22 protein-coding genes are annotated in these 18,022 nt (G+C 62.4%); 10 read left to right on the top strand and 12 right to left on the bottom strand.

Annotated features, from left to right (window positions below):
• Window positions 1-57: 57 nt before the first annotated feature.
• Window positions 58-585: a DUF4946 domain-containing protein gene (locus PMI20_RS13920; RefSeq protein WP_037033835.1), complete on the bottom strand. Its 528-nt coding sequence runs from the start codon at window positions 583-585 to the stop codon at window positions 58-60.
• Between the two features lie 195 nt (window positions 586-780).
• Here PMI20_RS13920 and gloA point away from each other — a divergent pair, with 195 nt between their 5' ends.
• Window positions 781-1,302: a lactoylglutathione lyase gene (gloA, locus tag PMI20_RS13915; RefSeq protein WP_007921757.1), complete on the top strand. Its 522-nt coding sequence runs from the start codon at window positions 781-783 to the stop codon at window positions 1,300-1,302.
• Between the two features lie 161 nt (window positions 1,303-1,463).
• Here gloA and ahpF read toward each other — a convergent pair whose 3' ends face one another.
• The 3 genes from ahpF to PMI20_RS13900 form a co-directional block, all read right to left on the bottom strand.
• Window positions 1,464-3,029, bottom strand: coding sequence for an alkyl hydroperoxide reductase subunit F (ahpF, locus tag PMI20_RS13910; RefSeq protein ID WP_007921755.1), 1,566 nt, complete (start codon window positions 3,027-3,029; stop codon window positions 1,464-1,466).
• A gap of 123 nt (window positions 3,030-3,152) precedes the next feature.
• The gene (gene ahpC / locus PMI20_RS13905; RefSeq protein WP_007921754.1) at window positions 3,153-3,716 is read right to left on the bottom strand and encodes an alkyl hydroperoxide reductase subunit C; all 564 of its coding nucleotides are present in this window, start codon (window positions 3,714-3,716) and stop codon (window positions 3,153-3,155) included.
• A 151-nt stretch (window positions 3,717-3,867) separates the two neighbouring features.
• Window positions 3,868-4,806 carry a site-specific integrase gene (locus PMI20_RS13900; RefSeq protein ID WP_007921746.1) on the bottom strand — a complete coding sequence of 313 codons (939 nt, stop codon included), beginning with the start codon at window positions 4,804-4,806 and terminating at the stop codon, window positions 3,868-3,870.
• 178 nt (window positions 4,807-4,984) lie between these two features.
• Between PMI20_RS13900 and PMI20_RS13895 the strand changes: the two genes are divergently transcribed.
• Window positions 4,985-6,019 carry a DNA-binding protein gene (locus tag PMI20_RS13895; protein ID WP_007921745.1) on the top strand — a complete coding sequence of 345 codons (1,035 nt, stop codon included), beginning with the start codon at window positions 4,985-4,987 and terminating at the stop codon, window positions 6,017-6,019.
• Here the strand turns inward: PMI20_RS13895 and gorA are convergent.
• A complete protein-coding gene (gorA, locus tag PMI20_RS13890) occupies window positions 6,016-7,374 on the bottom strand; it encodes a glutathione-disulfide reductase (protein ID WP_007921744.1) in 1,359 nt (452 codons plus the stop codon). The genes PMI20_RS13895 and gorA overlap by 4 nt on opposite strands.
• A gap of 131 nt (window positions 7,375-7,505) precedes the next feature.
• The gene (gene galU / locus PMI20_RS13885; protein WP_007921743.1) at window positions 7,506-8,345 is read right to left on the bottom strand and encodes a UTP--glucose-1-phosphate uridylyltransferase GalU; all 840 of its coding nucleotides are present in this window, start codon (window positions 8,343-8,345) and stop codon (window positions 7,506-7,508) included.
• A 338-nt stretch (window positions 8,346-8,683) separates the two neighbouring features.
• Between galU and PMI20_RS13880 the strand changes: the two genes are divergently transcribed.
• Both PMI20_RS13880 and PMI20_RS13875 read left to right on the top strand, forming a co-directional pair.
• On the top strand, window positions 8,684-8,872 hold the full coding sequence (locus PMI20_RS13880; RefSeq protein ID WP_007921742.1) for a hypothetical protein: 189 nt from the start codon (window positions 8,684-8,686) through the stop codon (window positions 8,870-8,872).
• A 155-nt stretch (window positions 8,873-9,027) separates the two neighbouring features.
• On the top strand, window positions 9,028-9,309 hold the full coding sequence (locus PMI20_RS13875; RefSeq protein ID WP_007921741.1) for a hypothetical protein: 282 nt from the start codon (window positions 9,028-9,030) through the stop codon (window positions 9,307-9,309).
• A gap of 12 nt (window positions 9,310-9,321) precedes the next feature.
• Here the strand turns inward: PMI20_RS13875 and PMI20_RS13870 are convergent, their stop codons facing one another.
• The 4 genes from PMI20_RS13870 to PMI20_RS13855 form a co-directional block, all read right to left on the bottom strand.
• Window positions 9,322-9,552: a hypothetical protein gene (locus PMI20_RS13870; protein WP_007921740.1), complete on the bottom strand. Its 231-nt coding sequence runs from the start codon at window positions 9,550-9,552 to the stop codon at window positions 9,322-9,324.
• Window positions 9,553-9,620: 68 nt separating this feature from the next.
• Window positions 9,621-10,544: a c-type cytochrome gene (locus tag PMI20_RS13865; protein WP_007921738.1), complete on the bottom strand. Its 924-nt coding sequence runs from the start codon at window positions 10,542-10,544 to the stop codon at window positions 9,621-9,623.
• Window positions 10,541-11,212 (bottom strand): c-type cytochrome, encoded by a 672-nt coding sequence (locus PMI20_RS13860; RefSeq protein WP_007921737.1) that lies wholly within the window; start codon window positions 11,210-11,212, stop codon window positions 10,541-10,543. Before PMI20_RS13860 ends, PMI20_RS13865 begins: the two co-directional genes overlap by 4 nt.
• Window positions 11,213-11,396: 184 nt before the next feature.
• Window positions 11,397-11,747, bottom strand: a complete 351-nt coding sequence (locus tag PMI20_RS13855) for a hypothetical protein (protein WP_007921736.1) — start codon at window positions 11,745-11,747, stop codon at window positions 11,397-11,399.
• A 176-nt stretch (window positions 11,748-11,923) separates the two neighbouring features.
• Between PMI20_RS13855 and PMI20_RS13850 the strand changes: the two genes are divergently transcribed.
• From PMI20_RS13850 to ada, 5 genes are all read left to right on the top strand, one after another.
• Window positions 11,924-12,226, top strand: a complete 303-nt coding sequence (locus PMI20_RS13850) for a DUF1883 domain-containing protein (RefSeq protein WP_007921735.1) — start codon at window positions 11,924-11,926, stop codon at window positions 12,224-12,226.
• A 34-nt stretch (window positions 12,227-12,260) separates the two neighbouring features.
• The gene (locus PMI20_RS13845; protein WP_007921734.1) at window positions 12,261-12,431 is read left to right on the top strand and encodes a hypothetical protein; all 171 of its coding nucleotides are present in this window, start codon (window positions 12,261-12,263) and stop codon (window positions 12,429-12,431) included.
• A 110-nt stretch (window positions 12,432-12,541) separates the two neighbouring features.
• Window positions 12,542-13,258: a 2OG-Fe(II) oxygenase gene (locus PMI20_RS13840; protein ID WP_007921733.1), complete on the top strand. Its 717-nt coding sequence runs from the start codon at window positions 12,542-12,544 to the stop codon at window positions 13,256-13,258.
• Window positions 13,248-13,916 carry a DNA oxidative demethylase AlkB gene (gene alkB / locus PMI20_RS13835; protein WP_007921732.1) on the top strand — a complete coding sequence of 223 codons (669 nt, stop codon included), beginning with the start codon at window positions 13,248-13,250 and terminating at the stop codon, window positions 13,914-13,916. The genes PMI20_RS13840 and alkB overlap by 11 nt, the downstream gene beginning before the upstream one ends.
• A gap of 87 nt (window positions 13,917-14,003) precedes the next feature.
• A complete protein-coding gene (gene ada, locus PMI20_RS13830) occupies window positions 14,004-15,077 on the top strand; it encodes a bifunctional DNA-binding transcriptional regulator/O6-methylguanine-DNA methyltransferase Ada (RefSeq protein WP_007921730.1) in 1,074 nt (357 codons plus the stop codon).
• Here the strand turns inward: ada and PMI20_RS13825 are convergent.
• On the bottom strand, window positions 15,041-15,529 hold the full coding sequence (locus PMI20_RS13825; protein ID WP_007921729.1) for a GyrI-like domain-containing protein: 489 nt from the start codon (window positions 15,527-15,529) through the stop codon (window positions 15,041-15,043). The two genes, ada and PMI20_RS13825, sit on opposite strands and share 37 nt — an antisense overlap.
• 49 nt (window positions 15,530-15,578) lie before the next feature.
• Window positions 15,579-16,562, bottom strand: coding sequence for an acrylyl-CoA reductase (NADPH) (gene acuI, locus PMI20_RS13820; protein WP_007921728.1), 984 nt, complete (start codon window positions 16,560-16,562; stop codon window positions 15,579-15,581).
• Between the two features lie 271 nt (window positions 16,563-16,833).
• Between acuI and PMI20_RS13815 the strand changes: the two genes are divergently transcribed.
• Window positions 16,834-17,898 (top strand): NAD(P)H-dependent flavin oxidoreductase, encoded by a 1,065-nt coding sequence (locus PMI20_RS13815; RefSeq protein ID WP_007921727.1) that lies wholly within the window; start codon window positions 16,834-16,836, stop codon window positions 17,896-17,898.
• Window positions 17,899-18,022: the final 124 nt, after the last annotated feature.

The raw sequence follows: 18,022 nt of genomic DNA, 5'->3' as shown, positions 1-18,022 counted from the left end.
TACTTAGTTCAAAGGCGCGAACCACGCCGATCGACGTAGGACAATCGCCCCCCTCCACTAAAGTTTCAGGCTACTTCTCACCCCGCGGATTTCCTCCTGACTTTCGGCATAAACCGCAGCCTGTCCGGCATAAGACAATACATAGGCCTTATCGCCATCGACAGCCGCCACCAGTGTTTGCGACAACACATGACGGCCGTTTTCGGTAATGGTGCAAGTGGTTTCCAGCGCCACCAGACGACTCAATGTCGTGTCATGAATACGCGTGCATACACTTTGATAACCGCCGCGCCCGAAGTCCTTCTGCACCGACTTGCGCATTTCCAGCAAGACCGCCTGCAGATTGACCTGATGTCCGCTTTCAACTTGAGTCATGGTCAACTCCATGACCATCAGCGGCGTGCCGCCGGCATCGTTCTTCACCGCGCGCTGGCGGAATACCTTGGCCGGTTGTTCTTGCGCCTGTGGCAACTCTTCGATCTGCCAGCCGCTGGGCCAGGTGATCACCGGGTCCGCCGCCTCGGCCAGGGCCGGAACCAGAAGCCAGGGTGCAAGCAGACACAGGGTTTTGAACGATAAGCGCATGGTCATGAACACGTAAGGGACGAGCCTTGAAGTCTGAGGCTGGCACGAGTATCGAGCAACAGATTCGTAGCTTTGTGTTTGGTGCGCCTTGCCGCTCTTGCGTATCATTACCCGACCGCAAGGACGCCCGAAGCCCTGCAAGCCAAGGGGCTCATTAGCATGAGTGTTCTTGCCCACTTCTTTTCCGGAGGGCCCATGAGCCTGCACGAACTCAATACTTTCCCCGGCGTAACCGCCCAGCCTGACACCGCCACCGCCAACTTCGTGTTCAACCACACCATGCTGCGGGTCAAGGACATCACCAGGTCCCTGGACTTCTACACCCGGGTCCTGGGTTTCTCGCTGGTGGAAAAACGCGACTTCCCCGAAGCCGAATTCAGCCTGTACTTCCTCGCCCTGGTGGACAAGGCGCAGATCCCGGCCGACGCCGCGGCCCGTACCGAGTGGATGAAGTCGATCCCCGGCATCCTCGAGTTGACCCACAACCACGGCACCGAGAACGATGCGGACTTCGCCTATCACAACGGCAACACCGACCCACGCGGCTTTGGCCATATCTGCATTTCGGTGCCGGATATCGTCGCCGCCTGCGAGCGCTTCGAAGCCCTGGGCTGCGATTTCCAGAAGCGCCTGAACGACGGCCGCATGAAGAGCCTGGCCTTTATCAAGGACCCGGACGGCTACTGGGTGGAAATCATCCAGCCGGCACCGCTGTAACTCGCGCTTCCTGCGGGAGCGGGACGCGCCCACGGTAGGCAGCGACTTGGCTGATCCAGCGCGTCATCCTTGATCGTGAGCAAGCTTCGCTCCTACAGAAGCCACCAACAAAAAAACCCATGAGCCAAGGCTCATGGGGTTTTGTTTTTTCCGCGGTCGGCTCAGGCCGGCGCGGAGGTGCGGATCAGGTGGTCGAAGGCGCTCAGCGAGGCCTTGGCGCCCTCGCCTACCGCGATCACGATCTGCTTGTACGGCACGGTGGTCACGTCACCGGCGGCAAACACGCCGGGCAGCGAAGTCTCGCCACGGGCATCGACAATGATCTCGCCACGGGGCGACAGCTCGACGGTGCCCTTGAGCCAGTCGGTGTTCGGCAGCAAACCGATCTGCACGAAGATGCCTTCCAGGTCGACGGTGTTGAACTCGCCCGAATCGCGGTCCTTGTACACCAGGCCGGTGACCTTCTGGCCGTCACCCTTGACTTCGCTGGTCAGCGCACTGGTGATCACGTTGACGTTCGCCAGGCTGTACAGCTTGCGTTGCAGCACGGCATCGGCGCGCAACTTGCTGTCGAACTCCAGCAGGGTCACGTGGCTGACGATACCCGCCAGGTCGATGGCCGCTTCGACGCCGGAGTTACCGCCACCGATCACCGCCACGCGCTTGCCCTTGAACAGCGGACCGTCGCAGTGCGGGCAGAAGCACACGCCCTTGGCCTTGTATTCCTGCTCGCCGGGCACACCCATTTCGCGCCAACGGGCACCGGTGGCCAGGATCAGCGACTTGGCCTTGAGGCTCGCGCCGCTTTCGAAACGCACTTCGTGCAGGCCGCCGACTTCCTTGGCCGGCACCAGCGCGCTGGCACGCTGCAGGTTCATGATGTCGACGTCGTACTGGCGAACGTGCTCTTCCAGGGCGCTGGCCAGTTTCGGCCCTTCGGTTTCCTGGACCGAGACGAAGTTCTCGATGGCCATGGTGTCCAACACCTGGCCGCCGAAACGCTCGGCCGCGACACCGGTACGGATGCCTTTGCGGGCCGCGTAGATCGCCGCCGACGCACCGGCCGGGCCACCGCCGACCACCAGGACGTCGAAGGCGTCCTTGGCACTGATTTTTTCCGCCTGTTTCTCGCTGGCCCCGGTGTCGAGCTTGCCGAGGATCTCTTCCAGGCCCATGCGGCCCTGGCCGAAGTTCACGCCATTGAGGTAGACACTGGGGACCGCCATGATCTTGCGATCGTTGACTTCGTCCTGGAACAACGCGCCGTCGATGGCGACGTGACGGATGTTCGGGTTCAGCACCGCCATCAGGTTCAGCGCCTGGACCACGTCCGGGCAGTTCTGGCAGGACAGCGAGAAGTAAGTCTCGAAGTTGAACTCGCCTTTGAGGGCGCGGATCTGTTCGATCACTTCGACACTGGCTTTCGAGGGGTGGCCGCCGACTTGCAGCAAGGCCAGCACCAGAGAAGTGAATTCGTGGCCCATGGGGATGCCGGCGAAACGCAGGCTGATGTCGCTTCCCGGGCGATTGATCGAGAACGATGGTTTACGAACATCGCTACCGTTGTCGAGCAAGGTAATCTGGCTGGAAAGACTGGCAACGTCTTTCAGCAATTCGAGCATTTCCTGGGATTTCGCACCGTCGTCGAGAGAGGCAACGATCTCGATCGGCTGGGTGACCCGTTCCAGGTATGACTTCAACTGGGCTTTAAGATTGGCGTCCAACATACGGGCGATTTCCTTTTATTCAGATCGAAAAAAAACGCCCGAGCGAATCTCGCCCGGGCGTTCTTGAGGGCGGTGCAGCTGACTTAGGTGCGGCGGTCCGCCCTGCTGTAGCGAGTCACAGGCTTAGATCTTGCCGACCAGGTCCAGGGAAGGAGCCAGGGTAGCCTCGCCTTCTTTCCACTTGGCTGGGCAGACTTCGCCTGGGTGGGCAGCGACGTATTGAGCGGCCTTGATCTTGCGCAGCAGCTCGGAAGCGTCACGACCGACACCGCCGTCGTTGATTTCAACGATCTTGATCTGGCCTTCAGGGTTGATCACGAAGGTGCCACGGTCAGCCAGACCGGCTTCTTCGATCAGCACGTCGAAGTTGCGCGAGATGGCCAGGGTCGGGTCGCCGATCATGGTGTAGCGGATCTTGCCGATGGCTGGCGAAGTGTTGTGCCAGGCAGCGTGAGCAAAGTGGGTATCAGTCGAAACGCTGTAGATTTCCACACCCAGTTTCTGGAATTCGGCGTAGTTGTCTGCCAGGTCTTCCAGCTCGGTTGGGCAAACGAAGGTGAAGTCAGCCGGGTAGAAGAACACGACGGACCATTTGCCTTTCAGGGTGGCGTCCGACACTTCGATGAACTCGCCATTCTTGAAGGCGGTTGCTTTGAACGGTTTGACTTGGCTGTTGATGATAGGCATCGGTGATTCTCCATCAGTGGGTAAAAACTTGGGTTGAAAACTTGATGGGGAGAATCCTAACCAATGCTCCCAGCCAAGGCTCATTGGCAAAGCTGATGCTGCTGATTAGGTTTGGCTATTAGCGCGCAGTATTAATAGAAGAAATGCGTATTTACTCGCCGACCGGCTTTTCCTGGGTCAGGGCCATGCCGAGAAACGGGCTGGCCTCGACGTAACGCATGGCTGACTTGATGTCCTTCCAGCCGACATAGCTCATCAGCGACTTGAGGTCCCAGCCGCTGCGATGGGCCCAGGTGGCAAAACCGCGGCGCAGGGAGTGGCTGGTGTATTGCTCGGCGGCGACCCCGGCGCGCTCCAGCGCCTGGCGCAATAACGGAATCACACTGTTGGCGTGCAGGCCCTCCTCGCTCAGATGGCCCCAGCGGTCGATGCCACGAAACACCGGGCCACGCACCAGGGCGGCGACGTTGATCCACTCGATATAGGCCTGGACCGGGCACAGCCGGCGCAACGCCGGGGTGTGCCAGGTCTTGCCGAGGTTGTCGCGGTCGCTCTTGCTGCGGGGCAGATACAGGCTGATGCCGGAGCCCGCCACCGCCTGCACATGCTCGATCCGTAGCCGGCACAACTCGTCGCTGCGAAAGCCGCGCCAGAACCCCAGGAGAATCAGCGCGCTGTCACGCCGCGCCCGCAGCAACGCCGGCAGGTTGTCATCGAGGCGGGCCTGGGTGGCTTCCTGCTCCAGCCAGGCGATTACCTGCTCCAGATGCTGCAACTGCAAAGGCTCGGCCTGTTTCTCCTGCGCCGGGTGCAGCGCACGAATGCCCTTGAACACCTGGCGCACCACCGGGGCCTTGGTCGGGTCGGCGAAACCCTGGCTGTTGTGCCACTGCGCCAGGGCCGAGAGCCGCAACTTCAGGGTGTTGATCGACAGCTCCCCCGCATACGCCACCAGATAACGCGCCACGCTGTCGCTGGTCGCCGGCAGGAACCCGCCCCAGGTCACCTCGAAATGCTCGATGGCCGCCCGGTAACTGCGTCGGGTGTTGTCGCGGGTCGCGGCGTGTAGATAACGATCCAGATCACTCATGGCTTGCTCGACTCGTCTTGCGTACGGAAATGGCGGGGTGCAACAGGGCGTTCTGGTCATGACACGGGGTAATACCAATATATCCCATGTCAATAATTCGAATATTTATCTTTTGTTTTATTGTACAATTACACTTTATACATACCACGTAAAAAAGTACGTAATCGTAGGAGATCCCATGGCTCGTGGCGGCGTTAACAAGGCGGTGGTGCAAATCGCCCGTTCGGCAATCCTCGCTCGCGGCGAACACCCCAGCATCGATGCGGTGCGCATCGAAATGGGCAATACCGGCTCGAAAACCACCATTCACCGCTACCTGAAGGAACTGGAGCAAAGCGAAGCCCGCCGCGCCGCGCCACAGGAAGTCCTGGAAGAAGAACTGACGGAACTGATCCAGCGCATGGCCCAGCGCCTGCGCGAACAGGCTCAGGAGCCCGTGGCGCAGGCCCAGGCGCAAGTGGAGGAAATGAATCAGGAACTGGCGGCGCAGCAGGCCGCGTCCGAGCAGGCACAGGCCCAGTTGCGGCAGCAACTGCAGACCCAGGCTGCAGCCCTGGCCAGCGAAAGCACGCTGCTGCAGGAAACCCGCTCCATCCTGCAGAGCGAACAGACGCGCAATGCCGGACTGAACCAGGCCCTGGCCGACTTCGAATTGCGCCTGAAAGACAAGGACGAGCAGATTCGTTCACTGGAAGAAAAGCACCTGCACGCCCGGGACGCCCTCGAGCATTACCGCAGCGCGGTCAAGGAGCAGCGCGAGCAGGACCAGCGCCGCCATGAAGGCCAGCTGCAGCAAGCGCAACAGGAACTGCGCCAGGCCCAGCAAAGCGCATTGGTGCGCCAGGACGAGATCACCCAACTGCACCGCGACAACGAACGCCTGACCAGCGAGCAACGCGCCACACAGAAAGAGTTGCGCCAGGCACAGGAGCAGGTGCAGAAAACCGACAGCAAGCTTGGCCAGTTGCTGGAGCAATCCACTCGCCTGAACAGCGAACACACCCTCCTCCAGGAACGTCTGCGCGTCGCCTTGCTGGAAAGTCATGAGTTCAAGCAGAACCTGGAGCAGCAGCTGCAGGACAATCGACAACTGGAACTGCGCGCCGCCAAGGCCGAGGCCAGCCTGGAGGCCCTGCAACTGGCTGCCGCCGCGAAGACCGAGGCGCAGCCAGAAACAGAAGAGCAGCGGCCGGAGCCGCCAGAGCAAGCTTAACCGGCGACCGGCGTGCGCATGGTGACGAACTCTTCAGCGGCCGTCGGGTGCACCCCGATGGTTTCGTCGAAGTCACGCTTGGTGGCGCCGGCCTTCAAGGCAATCGCCAGGCCCTGGACAATCTCGCCGGCGTCGGGGCCGACCATATGGCAGCCCAGCACCTTGTCGGTCTCGGCATCCACCACCAGCTTCATCAGCGTGCGCTCCTGGCACTCGGTCAGGGTCAGCTTCATCGGCCGGAAGCGGCTTTCGAAGATCTGCACCTTGTGCCCGGCTTCCCGCGCCTGCTCTTCGGTCAGACCAACGGTGCCGATATTCGGCAGGCTGAACACCGCGGTCGGGATCATGTTGTAGTCCACCGGGCGATACTGTTCCGGTTTGAACAAACGCCGCGCCACGGCCATGCCTTCGGCCAGGGCCACCGGAGTCAACTGCACGCGCCCGATCACATCGCCAATCGCCAGGATCGACGGCTCGGCGCTCTGGTACTGCTCATCGACCTCGATGAAGCCACGCTTGTCGAGCTTCACCCCGGTATTTTCCAGCCCCAGGTTGTCGAGCATCGGCCGCCGGCCGGTGGCGTAGAACACGCAATCGGTGGCCAGCTCGCGACCATCCTTGAGCGTGACCTTCAGGCTCCCGTCGGCCTGCTTTTCGATGCGCTCGATATCGGCATTGAACTGCAGGTCGAGCCCACGCTTGGTCAGCTCTTCCTGCAAGTGCTTGCGCACCGCACCATCGAAACCACGCAGGAACAGCTCGCCGCGATACAGCAACTTGGTGTCCGCGCCCAGGCCGTGGAAAATCCCGGCGAACTCCACCGCGATATAACCGCCGCCCACCACCAGGATGCGCTTGGGCAGTTCCTTGAGGAAAAACGCCTCGTTGGAGCTGATGGCGTGTTCGCGCCCCGGAATGTCCGGGATCTGCGGCCAGCCGCCGGTGGCGATCAGGATGTGCCTGGCTGTGTAGCGCTGGCCATTGACCTCCACCTGATGCGGGTCGATCAGCCTGGCGTGGCCTTCGTGCAGGGTCACGCCACTGTTGAGCAGCAGATTGCGATAGATGCCGTTCAGGCGATTGATCTCGCGATCCTTGTTGGCGATCAGCGTGGCCCAGTCGAAATCGGCCTCGCCCAAGGTCCAGCCGAAGCCTGCGGACTGCTCGAAGTCTTCGGCGAAGTGGGCGCCGTACACCAGCAGTTTTTTCGGCACGCAGCCGACGTTGACACAGGTGCCGCCCAGATAGCGGCTTTCGGCGACCGCGACTTTCGCGCCAAAACCCGCGGCGAACCGCGCCGAACGCACACCGCCGGAACCGGCGCCAATTACATAAAGATCAAAATCGTAGGCCATTTCACTCTCCCAGGCAGGCTGACAGCATAACCGCAGATGCGTATCCGGTCAGCGCTAGAGGATTTACATAGGGGCATAAAACGAAAAAGCCACCCGAAGGTGGCTTTTCAGTACAAGGATCAAGCGGGCTATCAGTAAGCCTTGCCAGTCTTGTAGAAGTTCTCGAAGCAGAAGTTGGTCGCGTCGATGTAGCCTTCGGCGCCACCGCAGTCGAAACGCTTGCCCTTGAACTTGTAGGCAATCACGCAACCGTCCTGGGCCTGCTTCATCAGGGCGTCGGTGATCTGGATCTCGCCACCCTTGCCCGGCTCGGTTTCTTCGATCAGCTTGAAGATGTCCGGGGTCATGATGTAGCGACCGATGATCGCCAGGTTCGACGGCGCATCTTCCGGCTTCGGCTTCTCAACCATGTTGCGTACGCGGTACAGGTCGTCGCCGATCAGGTCGCCGGCAATCACCCCGTACTTGCTGGTTTCTTGCGGGTCGACTTCCATGATTGCGACGATGGTGCAGCGGTACTGCTTGTACAGCTTGACCATCTGCTTCAGCACGCCGTCACCTTCGAGGTTGACGCACAGGTCGTCCGCCAGCACCACGGCGAACGGCTCGTCACCGATCAGCGGACGGCCGGTCAGGATCGCGTGACCCAGGCCTTTCATTTCGGTCTGGCGGGTGTAGGAGAACGAGCACTCGTCCAGCAGACGGCGGATACCGACCAGGTATTTTTCCTTGTCGGTGCCCTTGATCTGGTTTTCCAGCTCGTAGCTGATGTCGAAGTGGTCTTCCAGGGCGCGTTTGCCGCGACCGGTGACGATGGAGATTTCGTTCAGACCGGCATCCAGTGCTTCTTCAACGCCGTACTGGATCAGTGGCTTGTTCACCACCGGCAGCATTTCTTTAGGCATGGCTTTAGTCGCTGGCAGGAAGCGAGTACCGTAACCGGCTGCTGGGAACAAGCATTTCTTGATCATATGAGTCCTTAAAAGGGCTGTACGTACGAATTTCGGCGCAGTCTAATCAGGCCGCGTGCGCCTTACAATGGGTCGCAGTGGCTAACCGCTGCCATCTAAGAGAAATATTGCCGCGGATAGTTCCCCACATAGCTCCCCACCTTGTTCTGCACGCTCCGCACATAGTTTCGAACAGGCTTGCAGACACAGCTTCGCAGCATCGTACAGATAGCCCGCGCCGTAAACCGCCATCTGGCTGCAAAGCCTGAATTTTCTGCGCCCCGCCCTTGTCCACCCTCTTACAGGAACTCGTTTACCGCTATCATGGCGCCCTTGAATCCCGCCAACGAGGCAGATAGATGTCGGCAACAAAAAGCGTAAACGGTTACCAGATCAAGCAGTTGAAAGACGGCCAGTGGTGGTTGGTCAGCGCCCAGGGCGAGAACGTCGCCGGACCTTTCGCCAGCGAGGCGATGGCGGTCGAAGTGGCATCGGTGTTCGAAGATTCCGCAGGTCACGCCTCGGCGCGTCGCAGCCCCAAGTCCTGAGACCGCCTCCGCACCGAAGAGCCCTGCCCCGCGCAGGGCTTTTTCATGCCGATCTATACCGCAGTGGCGGTTCGCTATAGCATCTCGTCCCAGACGCTCGCCAAGGGTGTCCAGCCCTCCCCCGGGGCTCAAACTTCTCGACGACGACCACACCCATGCACAAACTTCTGGCACTGACCGCGGTACTGGCCCTGAGCGGATGCGCCACCGTTTCCGATACCTACCTGGAAAACGGCGAGCAAGGCCTGAGCATCGATTGCTCCGGCGAAGCCAGCTCCTGGGCCAGCTGCTATGAAAAGGCCGACGCCTCCTGTGCCGGCACCGGCTATCGGATCATTGGCACCGACGGCACGCCGTCGCTCAAGGAAAGCGACAAGACCCTGGGGGCGGACGTTGGCAACTACAAAAGCCGCAGCGTGGTGGTGGTCTGCAAATAGCAGGCGCACGGCCTACATATGAATCTCGGCAAACTTGATGCCCAGGTTGCGAATGGTTTCGATCAGGTCGTCCAGTCGGTCGAATGACTCGACTTCATCGTTGTCATCCACCAGAAAATAGCTGCGCCCCGCGCTTTTCTTGAAGAATACGATCCATTCCCCGGAATTCGCCGGATTCTGAATCACATGGGTCGCAGAGATATGCCCCTCTGCATGCCTCTCCCGGACTGTTTCGCGCTTCATGCTTTCTCCCAAAAAACGATGCCGCCGAAACCTGGGTTTCGACGGCATCTTTGACAATGGCCGACAGTTTATCGGATGCCCTGGCCAATCAGCACGCCATCTACCGTCTGGCCATACAGATTGACCCCGTCGTTGGCGTGGAACTTGAGCCGGGTCTTCTCGATGGAGCCCTCCACCAGGCGTGGGTCCTGTGGTCGTTCATGGCGGTTGACGAACGCCGCCACGTCCCAGGCCTGCTGGTCGCTCAAGCTGCCGGCCTTGCCCAGGGGCATGTTGTATTTGATAAAGGACGCGGCCGTGTTGATCCGGTGCATGCCCGCGCCCCAGTTATAGGAGTCCTTGCCCCAGAGCGGCGGCATGACATAGTCCGCGCCGACCTTCTGGCCCTGGCCGTTATCGCCATGGCAAACCGCGCATTGCGCCCGGTATACCTGCTCGCCACGGGCCAGGTCGTAGCCCTGGGCCGGCTGCGGCACCTCGGGGTAACCCCGCCCGGGCAACTCGACAGCGATCGGCGCCTTGCTCGCCAGCCAGTAGGAATACACCGACAACGCAGTGATCTCGTAGCTGTCGGCGGCCGGCGGCGTGCCGTTCATGCTGAACTGGAAGCAGCCCTGCAAACGTTCGGCGTAGGTGTTCACCTTGTTGTTCTTCTTGCGGTACGCCGGGTACATCGGATAGGCGCCCCACAGCGGCGCGGAGTTGGCCAGCCGCCCCTGATCCAGGTGGCAGTTGCTGCAATTGAGCCCATTGCCGACGAACTTCGGCGCCAGGCGCTTGGTATCGACGAACAGCGCATAACCGTCGCGGACCATCTTGCCGTAGGCATTGTCCGGTAGCTCGCTCTCCGCCGGTGGCTGGAAATACCCGGGATGGGCAGCGTTCACCGCCGGCTCCCGCAACTGTGATTGGTCCTCCATGGCGACCGCGGCGCCATAAGCCTGGGCCGTCAGCAAGGCGAGGGAAAAGCCCAATAGAAGATCACGCTTCATGGCTTGGACTCCTGGTTATCGGCCTTGGCCAACTGACTGCCGACCTTGGCGAAATAATCGGCCACCGCCGTGATTTCCTCGGGGCTCAGGGCCTTGGCGATGTGTCCCATCAGGTCGTTCGGATCGTTGCGGCGCGTGCCGTCGCGCCAGGCATTCAATTGCCCGGCGAGGTACGCCGCGGGTTGCCCGGCCAACGGCGGAAAGGCGTCTCCCACGCCCACGCCACCCGGCCCATGACAGGTCACGCACTCCGGAACCTGCCGCTCCCAGGCGCCGCGCAAGGCCAGCCTCGCACCCACGCCTTCAGCCAGGGAACTGCGGTTGATCGGCGCTGGCGTCGCAGCCGGCATGGCCGCCAGGGTCTGGCTGACCGCGTCTATCTCGTCATCGCTCAGGGCCTTGGCCAGTGGCTGCATGACCGGGTTGCTGCGCGCACCGCTGCGAAAATCTTCCAGCTGCTTGCGCAGGTAACCCGCCGACAATCCCGCCAGGCGCGGAAACCCGGCGGCCGCCAGGCCCAGGCCATCGCCACCATGACAGGCCAGGCACGCCGTGGCACCGGGCTGCGCTCCACCCTGGGTAAAGACTTTCTGCCCATCCACGGCCTGGGCATTGGCGACAAAAAACAGCATCAGGCTGCTCAGCAGTATTCGATCCACGGGGATCATGGCGAACTCCATTTTTCTAGTTATATTCTTAGGCTTATTTTATATAAGCCTACAAAGAGTAGGCCAATAGACCTTTGGCTACAACGCGAAACCAGCCGGGCCTGCCTTGCCACCGGGCACAAAAAAACCCGCCCTCGCCACGGAAATCCGGGCCAGGGCGGGCTGTTGAAAAATCGCTTGGCTATTAGCCGGAAATGCAGTCCTCCGCCGCCTTGCGGATATCGCCCGGACGCATGGGCACATTGGACATGCTTTCATGCAGCTTGATGCTGCTACCGCCGGAACGCTCCTCGATATCGAATACCGCGCTCGGGCCCGACGAGACTTTCTGCGGAACGATAATGCGCATGCCGTCCTTATGCGGTTCGACCTGCAACTGGCCACGGCTGTCAGCCAGTTTGTCGCTGACGCACTTGGCGTACTCCTGCGGCTTTTTCCCTGAAATCACGTTCAGGGTGGGCAATGTCTGGTTAATATCCGAGACCGTCGCACAGCCACTGATCGCCAAGGCCAGAATCAACACACCCCACTTCATACATTTCCTCCAATAAAGACCGTCCGACCGCAGAAATGGCATTTTTCTCCGGATCAGTCAGATTTATCCTAAATAATCGGCAAATAACTGTTTTAAATTGTCAAAGCCGCCTGCCGCGGCCTGATAAACTGCGCCATCGTTTTGATTTTGTAGCAAAAGCCCTTCTGGAGGCGCCCATGAAATTTATCCACCAGCGCGAGCACCTCAACGAAGACGATATCGTCGTCATCGAATGCTCCCAGGTCTGCAACATCCGCCTGATGAACGACGCCAACTTCCGAAGCTTCAAGAACGGCGGACGTCACACCTATCATGGCGGTGCGTTCGACAAGTTCCCGGCCAAGATCACCGCGCCGAGCACCGGCTTCTGGAATATCACCATCGACACCGTCAACCGCCGGCCCATCAGCGTTACCCGCAAGCCGAACCTGACCCACTCGATCAAGATCATCCGCCGGTCCAGCTCGAAACTGCGCTGAACCCCGCCCCAGCCCGCGACCAACAGGTATCACCGTGGCCCAAACGACCAAGTACGTCATCAAATACAAACTCAACGGCGAGCGCCGTTTCGAGTTCGCCCAGCTGGAAAGCGGCACTCAGGAAGAAGCCAAGGCCGCGCTGGAAGCCCTGCATGGCCAGACCGACGACGTCATCAGCGATGTCAGCGTGAGCAAGGCGCTGTAAGTCCCTGCTCCTAGAACCTGTGACGAATTCGAGCGCAAGCAGCGGAGTGTGAGCGGCCCGCGCACTTCCCAGAATGGCGGGCCTCAGCCTCTACTCCGGGAACCGCCAGCATGTCCGCCCCCTCCCTCGAACAACGTCTCGCCTGCCTCGACTGGGCCTCGATCGAGCAGCAGCTCGACCAGGACGGCAGCGCGGTGATCGGCAACCTGCTCAGCGCCGAGCAATGTCATGAGCTCGGCAGTCTGTATCCCCACAGCGAGTTGTTTCGTTCGCGGGTGGTCATGGCCAGGCACGGTTTCGGCCGCGGCGAATACCAGTATTTCGCCTACCCCTTGCCGCAACGGGTCGCCGAATTGCGCGGCCAGTTCTATCCGCGCCTGGCGCCGCTGGCCAATCGCTGGAACCAGCTGATGAATATCCCCGTGCAATATCCGCCCCGGCATGAAGATTTTCTCCAGCGCTGCCACGCCGCCGGTCAGCAGCGGCCGACGCCCTTGTTGCTGCAATATGGCCCACAGGATTACAACTGCCTGCACCAGGACTTGTATGGCGACAACGTATTCCCCTTGCAGGTCGCGATCCTCCTGTCCCGTCCCGGGATCGATTTCACTGGCGGTGAATTCGTCATCACCGAACAGCGCCCGCGCATGCAGTCACGGCCGCAGGTCATCGGTCTGAAGCAGGGTGATGCGCTGATCTTCGCCGTGCATCATCGTCCGGTAGCCGGCGTGCGCGGCCATTACCGGGTGACGTTGCGCCATGGCGTCAGCCGCCTGCACAGCGGTCGCCGCCATACGCTAGGAGTGATCTTCCACGATGCCCAGTAATTTCACCGGCGAGCTGTTCGGCGAACCCGAGCTGCAACAGGCCCCGCGCACCGAACAGGTCGGCCCGCAGTCCTTTGTGCTTCACGGCTTCGCCCTGCCCTGGGTCGAGCGCCTGCTGCCGGCCCTGCGTGGCGTGCTGCGCGCCGCGCCGTTCCGGCAGATGGTCACGCCGGGCGGTTTCACCATGTCGGTGGGCCTGAGCAGTTGTGGCCAGCTGGGCTGGACCACTGACCGCAGTGGCTACCGTTACACCGCCATCGATCCGCAGAGCGGCCAGCCCTGGCCGGCGATGCCCGAGGTGTTGCGCGAACTGGCCCGGGCCGCCGCGACCCAGGCCGGTTTTGCCGGGTTCGAACCGGACGCCTGCCTGATCAATCACTATGTGCCCGGCGCCCGCATGTCCCTGCACCAGGACAAGGACGAACGCGATTACGATGCACCGATCGTCTCCGTCTCCCTGGGCTTACCGGCGGTGTTTCAGCTGGGTGGCGAGCGCCGCAGCGAGCGCCCGTTGCGGGTGCCGCTGCTGCATGGCGATGTGGTGGTCTGGGGCGGTGTCGACCGCCTGCGTTATCACGGCGTGCTGCCACTCAAGGAAGGCACGCACCCGCTGCTGGGCCCACGACGCATCAACCTGACTTTTCGCCGGGCCGGTTGATCCCGCGAGAATTCAAGCGCAAGACTCGGAGTGCCAGGCGCCCTGCCCTTGGTTAATCTGAGCGACATCCGCCACCGAGTAGAGCCCATGACCATGGTCCAGCCCAAGCCCACCACCGCCAGCGATCCACGCTGGCTCGCCGTCCTGGCCCGTGATGCGAGCGCCGATGGCCAGTTCGTCTATGGGGTGAAAACCACCGGGGTCTACTGCCGCCCCAGCAGCCTGTCGCGCCTGCCACGGCCGGAGAATGTCGAATTCTTCGACACCGCGGAGCAAGCCGAAGCCGCCGGTTACCGGCCGAGCAAACGCAGCGCCAGCGACCAGACCCAGGTGGCCGCGCACCATGCCAGCCTGGTGGCCGCCGCGTGCCGGCAGATCGAGTCGGCCGAAACGCTGCCCAGCCTGAAACAGCTGGCCGAGCAAGCCGGCATGAGCAGCTTCCACTTTCACCGGGTGTTCAAGGCCGCCACCGGGCTGACCCCGAAAGGCTACGCCAGCGCCCACCGTTCGCGGCGGGTGCGGCGCCAACTGGAGCACGGCCACTCGGTGACCGACGCGCTGTACGACGCCGGCTTCAATTCCAACAGCCGCTTCTACGAAACCGCCGACCAGTTGCTCGGCATGAAACCCAGCGACTACCGCGCCGGCGGCCTGAACGCCGATATCCGCTTCGCCGTCGGCCAGTGCTCCCTGGGCGCGATCCTGGTCGCCCAGAGCAACCGCGGGGTCTGCGCGATCCTGCTGGGCGACGACCCCAATGCCCTGGTGCAAGACCTGCAGGACAAATTCCCGCGGGCCAACCTGATCGGCGCCGACCAGGGTTTCGAGCAACTGGTGGCCAAGGTGGTGGGGTTTATCGAAGCACCGGCGCTTGGCCTGGACCTGCCGCTGGACCTGCAAGGCACGGCGTTCCAGGAGCGGGTGTGGCTGGCTCTCAAGGAGATTCCGCCGGGCAGCACCGCCAGCTACGCCGAGATCGCCCAGCGCATCGGCGCGCCGAAGTCCTTTCGCGCCGTGGCCCAGGCCTGTGGGGCCAACAGCCTGGCGGTGGCGATCCCTTGCCACCGGGTGGTGCGCAGCGACGGTAACTTGTCCGGCTACCGCTGGGGCGTGGAGCGCAAGCGTCAGTTGCTCGAACGCGAGAACTCGTCCGAGGCCTGAATGCCGATGTACACCGACACCGATTCCGGCCCGGTGTACACCTCGAAGTCCGTGGCGAAGCGCCGGCGGACCTGCGGGTTGTCCTCGAAGTAAGCCCAGACCAGGCCCCAGGTCTGGATCACCACGTCCGGCATCGGCCCCTTGGCGGAGAACGCCAGGTACTCGCCGCCCTGCACCTGCACCAACGGATAGTCGGCATTGCCTTCGCCCACCGCTACGCCGGCGGTGACATCGAAGTGCCCCGAGGCATCGGACTCGTAGTTGGAGTACAGGCCATAGATGAACGAATCCGACTGCCGGTGACCGATGCTGTCGAACAAGCCTTCGACAAAAAACCGTTCCCACATCGGCCCGATCCGCGCGCTGTCCGCTTGTTGCTCGTCGGCATTGCAGGTGCGTACCTGCAAGCCCGAGACACAGAAAGGCTGAACCTCTCGCAGTTTGACATCCATGCTGGATACTCCTTTGTGGCGTTTATCTGGGTGACCGGCGCGCACGGTATCAGCGATTCACATCCACCACCACGCGCCCGCGCAGCTCGCCGGCCAACAGGCGCGACGCGGCGGCGATGGCTTCACTGAGGCCGATCTCATGGCTGATCAACGGCAGCAGGGCCGGGTCCAGATCGCGGGTCAGGCGCTGCCAGGCCTCGATCCGCCGGGCCTTGGGCTGGGTCACGCTGTTGATCCCGGCCAGGGTCACGCCCCGCAGGATGAAGGGCGCCACCGACGCCGGGAAGTCCATGCCCTGGGCCAGCCCGCAGGCGGCCACGGTGCCGTTGGCCTTGGTGCTGGCGCAGGCATTGGCCAGGGTATGGCTGCCCACCGAGTCGATCACCGCCGCCCAACGCTCCTTGGCCAACGGCTTGCCCGGCGCGGACAGGCTGGCGCGGTCGATGACCTCGCTGGCGCCCAGGCGCCTGAGGTAGTCCTGCTCGGCAATGCGCCCCGTGGACGCCACCACCCGATAACCCAGCCGGGCCAGCAAGGCTATGGCAAAGCTGCCGAGCCCGCCATTGGCCCCGGTGACCAGCACCTCGCCCTGGTCCGGGGTCAGGCCGTGGCGCTCCAGCGCCAGGATACTGAGCATCGCCGTGTACCCGGCGGTGCCGATGGCCATGGCCTCGGCCGCGCTGAACGCCTGGGGCAAGGGAATCAGCCAGTCGCCGTCCAGCCGTGCCTTCTGCGCCAGGCCGCCCCAATGTCCTTCGCCCACGCCCCAACCGTTGAGCAACACCGAGTCGCCGGGCTGATAGTCCGGGTGGCTGCTGGACTCGACAATGCCTGCCAGATCGATCCCCGGCACCATGGGAAACTTGCGCACCACCGGGCTGCTGCCGGTGATGGCCAGGCCGTCCTTGAAGTTCAGGGTGCTGTAGGCCACCCGCACCGTCACGTTGCCCTCGGGCAGCTGCTCTTCGCCAATATCACGCAGCGCCGCGCGATAACCGACGTCGTCTTTCTCGATCAAGATACCCTTGAACATCACTGCCTCCCACCAGGCCCATGGCCGGGCCGTGAACTTGAGTTTCAGGTTACAAAGTCGCCACCTTCCCAGCCCGGGCGCAAAAAATCCACGCTCTTTTCGTCGTAGGACGCTCGCGCCCTGTCCTGTCTGTAGGAGCGAGGCTTGCCCGCGATAGCGTTATCACTGGCAACCCGGGTAGCGGCCAAAGTCGACTGGCCTTGATCGCCTGTCACCTGATACAAACCCCGGGTGCCGTCCTTCTTTTTTTGACGTCGGAGAATCATTCAACATGAGCCAATGGCCTGACACCCGTATTCTCGACCTGCTGGGCATCGAGCTGCCGATCATCCAGGCGCCGATGGCCGGCGCGACCACTACCGCCATGGTGATCGCCGCCGCCCAGGCGGGAGGCCTGGGTTCCCTGCCCTGCGCCATGCTGACGGCCGAGCAGATCCGCCAGGATGTCCAGAGCATCCGCCAGGCGACCCGCGCGCCGCTGAACCTGAATTTCTTCTGCCACCAGAACCCGACACCCGACCCGGAACGGGAAACCCGCTGGAAAAATACCCTGGAACCCTACTACCGCGAGCTCGGCGTCGATTTCGATGCGCCGACCCCGGTCAGCAGCCGCGCGCCCTTCGACACCGTCAGTTGCGAACTGGTGGAAGAACTGCGCCCGGAAATCGTCAGCTTCCACTTCGGCCTGCCGGAGCCGGCCCTGCTCGCGCGGGTCAAGGCCACCGGGGCGAAGATCCTGTCGTCGGCCAGCACTGTCGATGAAGCCGTCTGGCTGGAACAGCACGGCTGCGATGCGATCATCGCCATGGGCTACGAGGCCGGCGGCCATCGGGCGATCTTCCTCAGCGAAGACCTCAACAGCCAGGTCGGCACCATGGCCCTGGTGCCGCAGATCGTCGATGCGGTGCGGGTGCCGGTGATCGCCGCCGGCGGGATCGGCGACGCCCGCGGCATAGTCGCGGCCTTTGCCCTCGGTGCCTCGGCGGTGCAACTGGGCACCGCCTACCTGTTCACCCCGGAAGCCAAGGTCAGTGCCGCCCACCACAAGGCCCTGCGTACCGCCAAGGAGAGCGAAACCGCCCTGACCAACCTGTTCACCGGGCGCCCGGCGCGGGGCATTCTCAACCGGGTGATGCGCGACATCGGCCCGATCAGCCCCCTGGCGCCGGCCTTCCCCCTCGCCGGTGGCGCGCTGATGCCGCTGCGCGCCAAGGACGACGCCGACTTCGCCAGCCTCTGGTCCGGCCAGGCATTGCGCCTCGGGGTCGAACTACCGACCGCGGAACTGACCCGCACCCTGGCCGCCCAGGCCCTGGCCAAGCTGACCGGCCGCTAAACCCGGCACGCCGCGACTGCGGTCGCGGCGTTTTGCGCAAAACCTCCATTTGCCCTCAAGGCCGCGCGACCTTTGCAGTTCCGTTCGCTGGCGATTCGCTATATATTTCCGTATACAGCGTTTC

This window comes from Pseudomonas sp. GM17, assembly GCF_000282175.2.
Taxonomy (GTDB): Bacteria; Pseudomonadota; Gammaproteobacteria; order Pseudomonadales; family Pseudomonadaceae; genus Aquipseudomonas; species Aquipseudomonas chlororaphis.
This window is presented reverse-complemented; position numbering and strand designations above follow the sequence as displayed.

Coding starts and splice junctions, on each gene's coding strand:
- PMI20_RS13920 (WP_037033835.1), bottom strand. CDS start 585: ATGCGCTTATCGTTCAAAACCCTGTGTCTGCTTGCACCCTGGCTTCTG.
- gloA (WP_007921757.1), top strand. CDS start 781: ATGAGCCTGCACGAACTCAATACTTTCCCCGGCGTAACCGCCCAGCCT.
- ahpF (WP_007921755.1), bottom strand. CDS start 3,029: ATGTTGGACGCCAATCTTAAAGCCCAGTTGAAGTCATACCTGGAACGG.
- ahpC (WP_007921754.1), bottom strand. CDS start 3,716: ATGCCTATCATCAACAGCCAAGTCAAACCGTTCAAAGCAACCGCCTTC.
- PMI20_RS13900 (WP_007921746.1), bottom strand. CDS start 4,806: ATGAGTGATCTGGATCGTTATCTACACGCCGCGACCCGCGACAACACC.
- PMI20_RS13895 (WP_007921745.1), top strand. CDS start 4,985: ATGGCTCGTGGCGGCGTTAACAAGGCGGTGGTGCAAATCGCCCGTTCG.
- gorA (WP_007921744.1), bottom strand. CDS start 7,374: ATGGCCTACGATTTTGATCTTTATGTAATTGGCGCCGGTTCCGGCGGT.
- galU (WP_007921743.1), bottom strand. CDS start 8,345: ATGATCAAGAAATGCTTGTTCCCAGCAGCCGGTTACGGTACTCGCTTC.
- PMI20_RS13880 (WP_007921742.1), top strand. CDS start 8,684: ATGTCGGCAACAAAAAGCGTAAACGGTTACCAGATCAAGCAGTTGAAA.
- PMI20_RS13875 (WP_007921741.1), top strand. CDS start 9,028: ATGCACAAACTTCTGGCACTGACCGCGGTACTGGCCCTGAGCGGATGC.
- PMI20_RS13870 (WP_007921740.1), bottom strand. CDS start 9,552: ATGAAGCGCGAAACAGTCCGGGAGAGGCATGCAGAGGGGCATATCTCT.
- PMI20_RS13865 (WP_007921738.1), bottom strand. CDS start 10,544: ATGAAGCGTGATCTTCTATTGGGCTTTTCCCTCGCCTTGCTGACGGCC.
- PMI20_RS13860 (WP_007921737.1), bottom strand. CDS start 11,212: ATGATCCCCGTGGATCGAATACTGCTGAGCAGCCTGATGCTGTTTTTT.
- PMI20_RS13855 (WP_007921736.1), bottom strand. CDS start 11,747: ATGAAGTGGGGTGTGTTGATTCTGGCCTTGGCGATCAGTGGCTGTGCG.
- PMI20_RS13850 (WP_007921735.1), top strand. CDS start 11,924: ATGAAATTTATCCACCAGCGCGAGCACCTCAACGAAGACGATATCGTC.
- PMI20_RS13840 (WP_007921733.1), top strand. CDS start 12,542: ATGTCCGCCCCCTCCCTCGAACAACGTCTCGCCTGCCTCGACTGGGCC.
- alkB (WP_007921732.1), top strand. CDS start 13,248: ATGCCCAGTAATTTCACCGGCGAGCTGTTCGGCGAACCCGAGCTGCAA.
- ada (WP_007921730.1), top strand. CDS start 14,004: ATGACCATGGTCCAGCCCAAGCCCACCACCGCCAGCGATCCACGCTGG.
- PMI20_RS13825 (WP_007921729.1), bottom strand. CDS start 15,529: ATGGATGTCAAACTGCGAGAGGTTCAGCCTTTCTGTGTCTCGGGCTTG.
- acuI (WP_007921728.1), bottom strand. CDS start 16,562: ATGTTCAAGGGTATCTTGATCGAGAAAGACGACGTCGGTTATCGCGCG.
- PMI20_RS13815 (WP_007921727.1), top strand. CDS start 16,834: ATGAGCCAATGGCCTGACACCCGTATTCTCGACCTGCTGGGCATCGAG.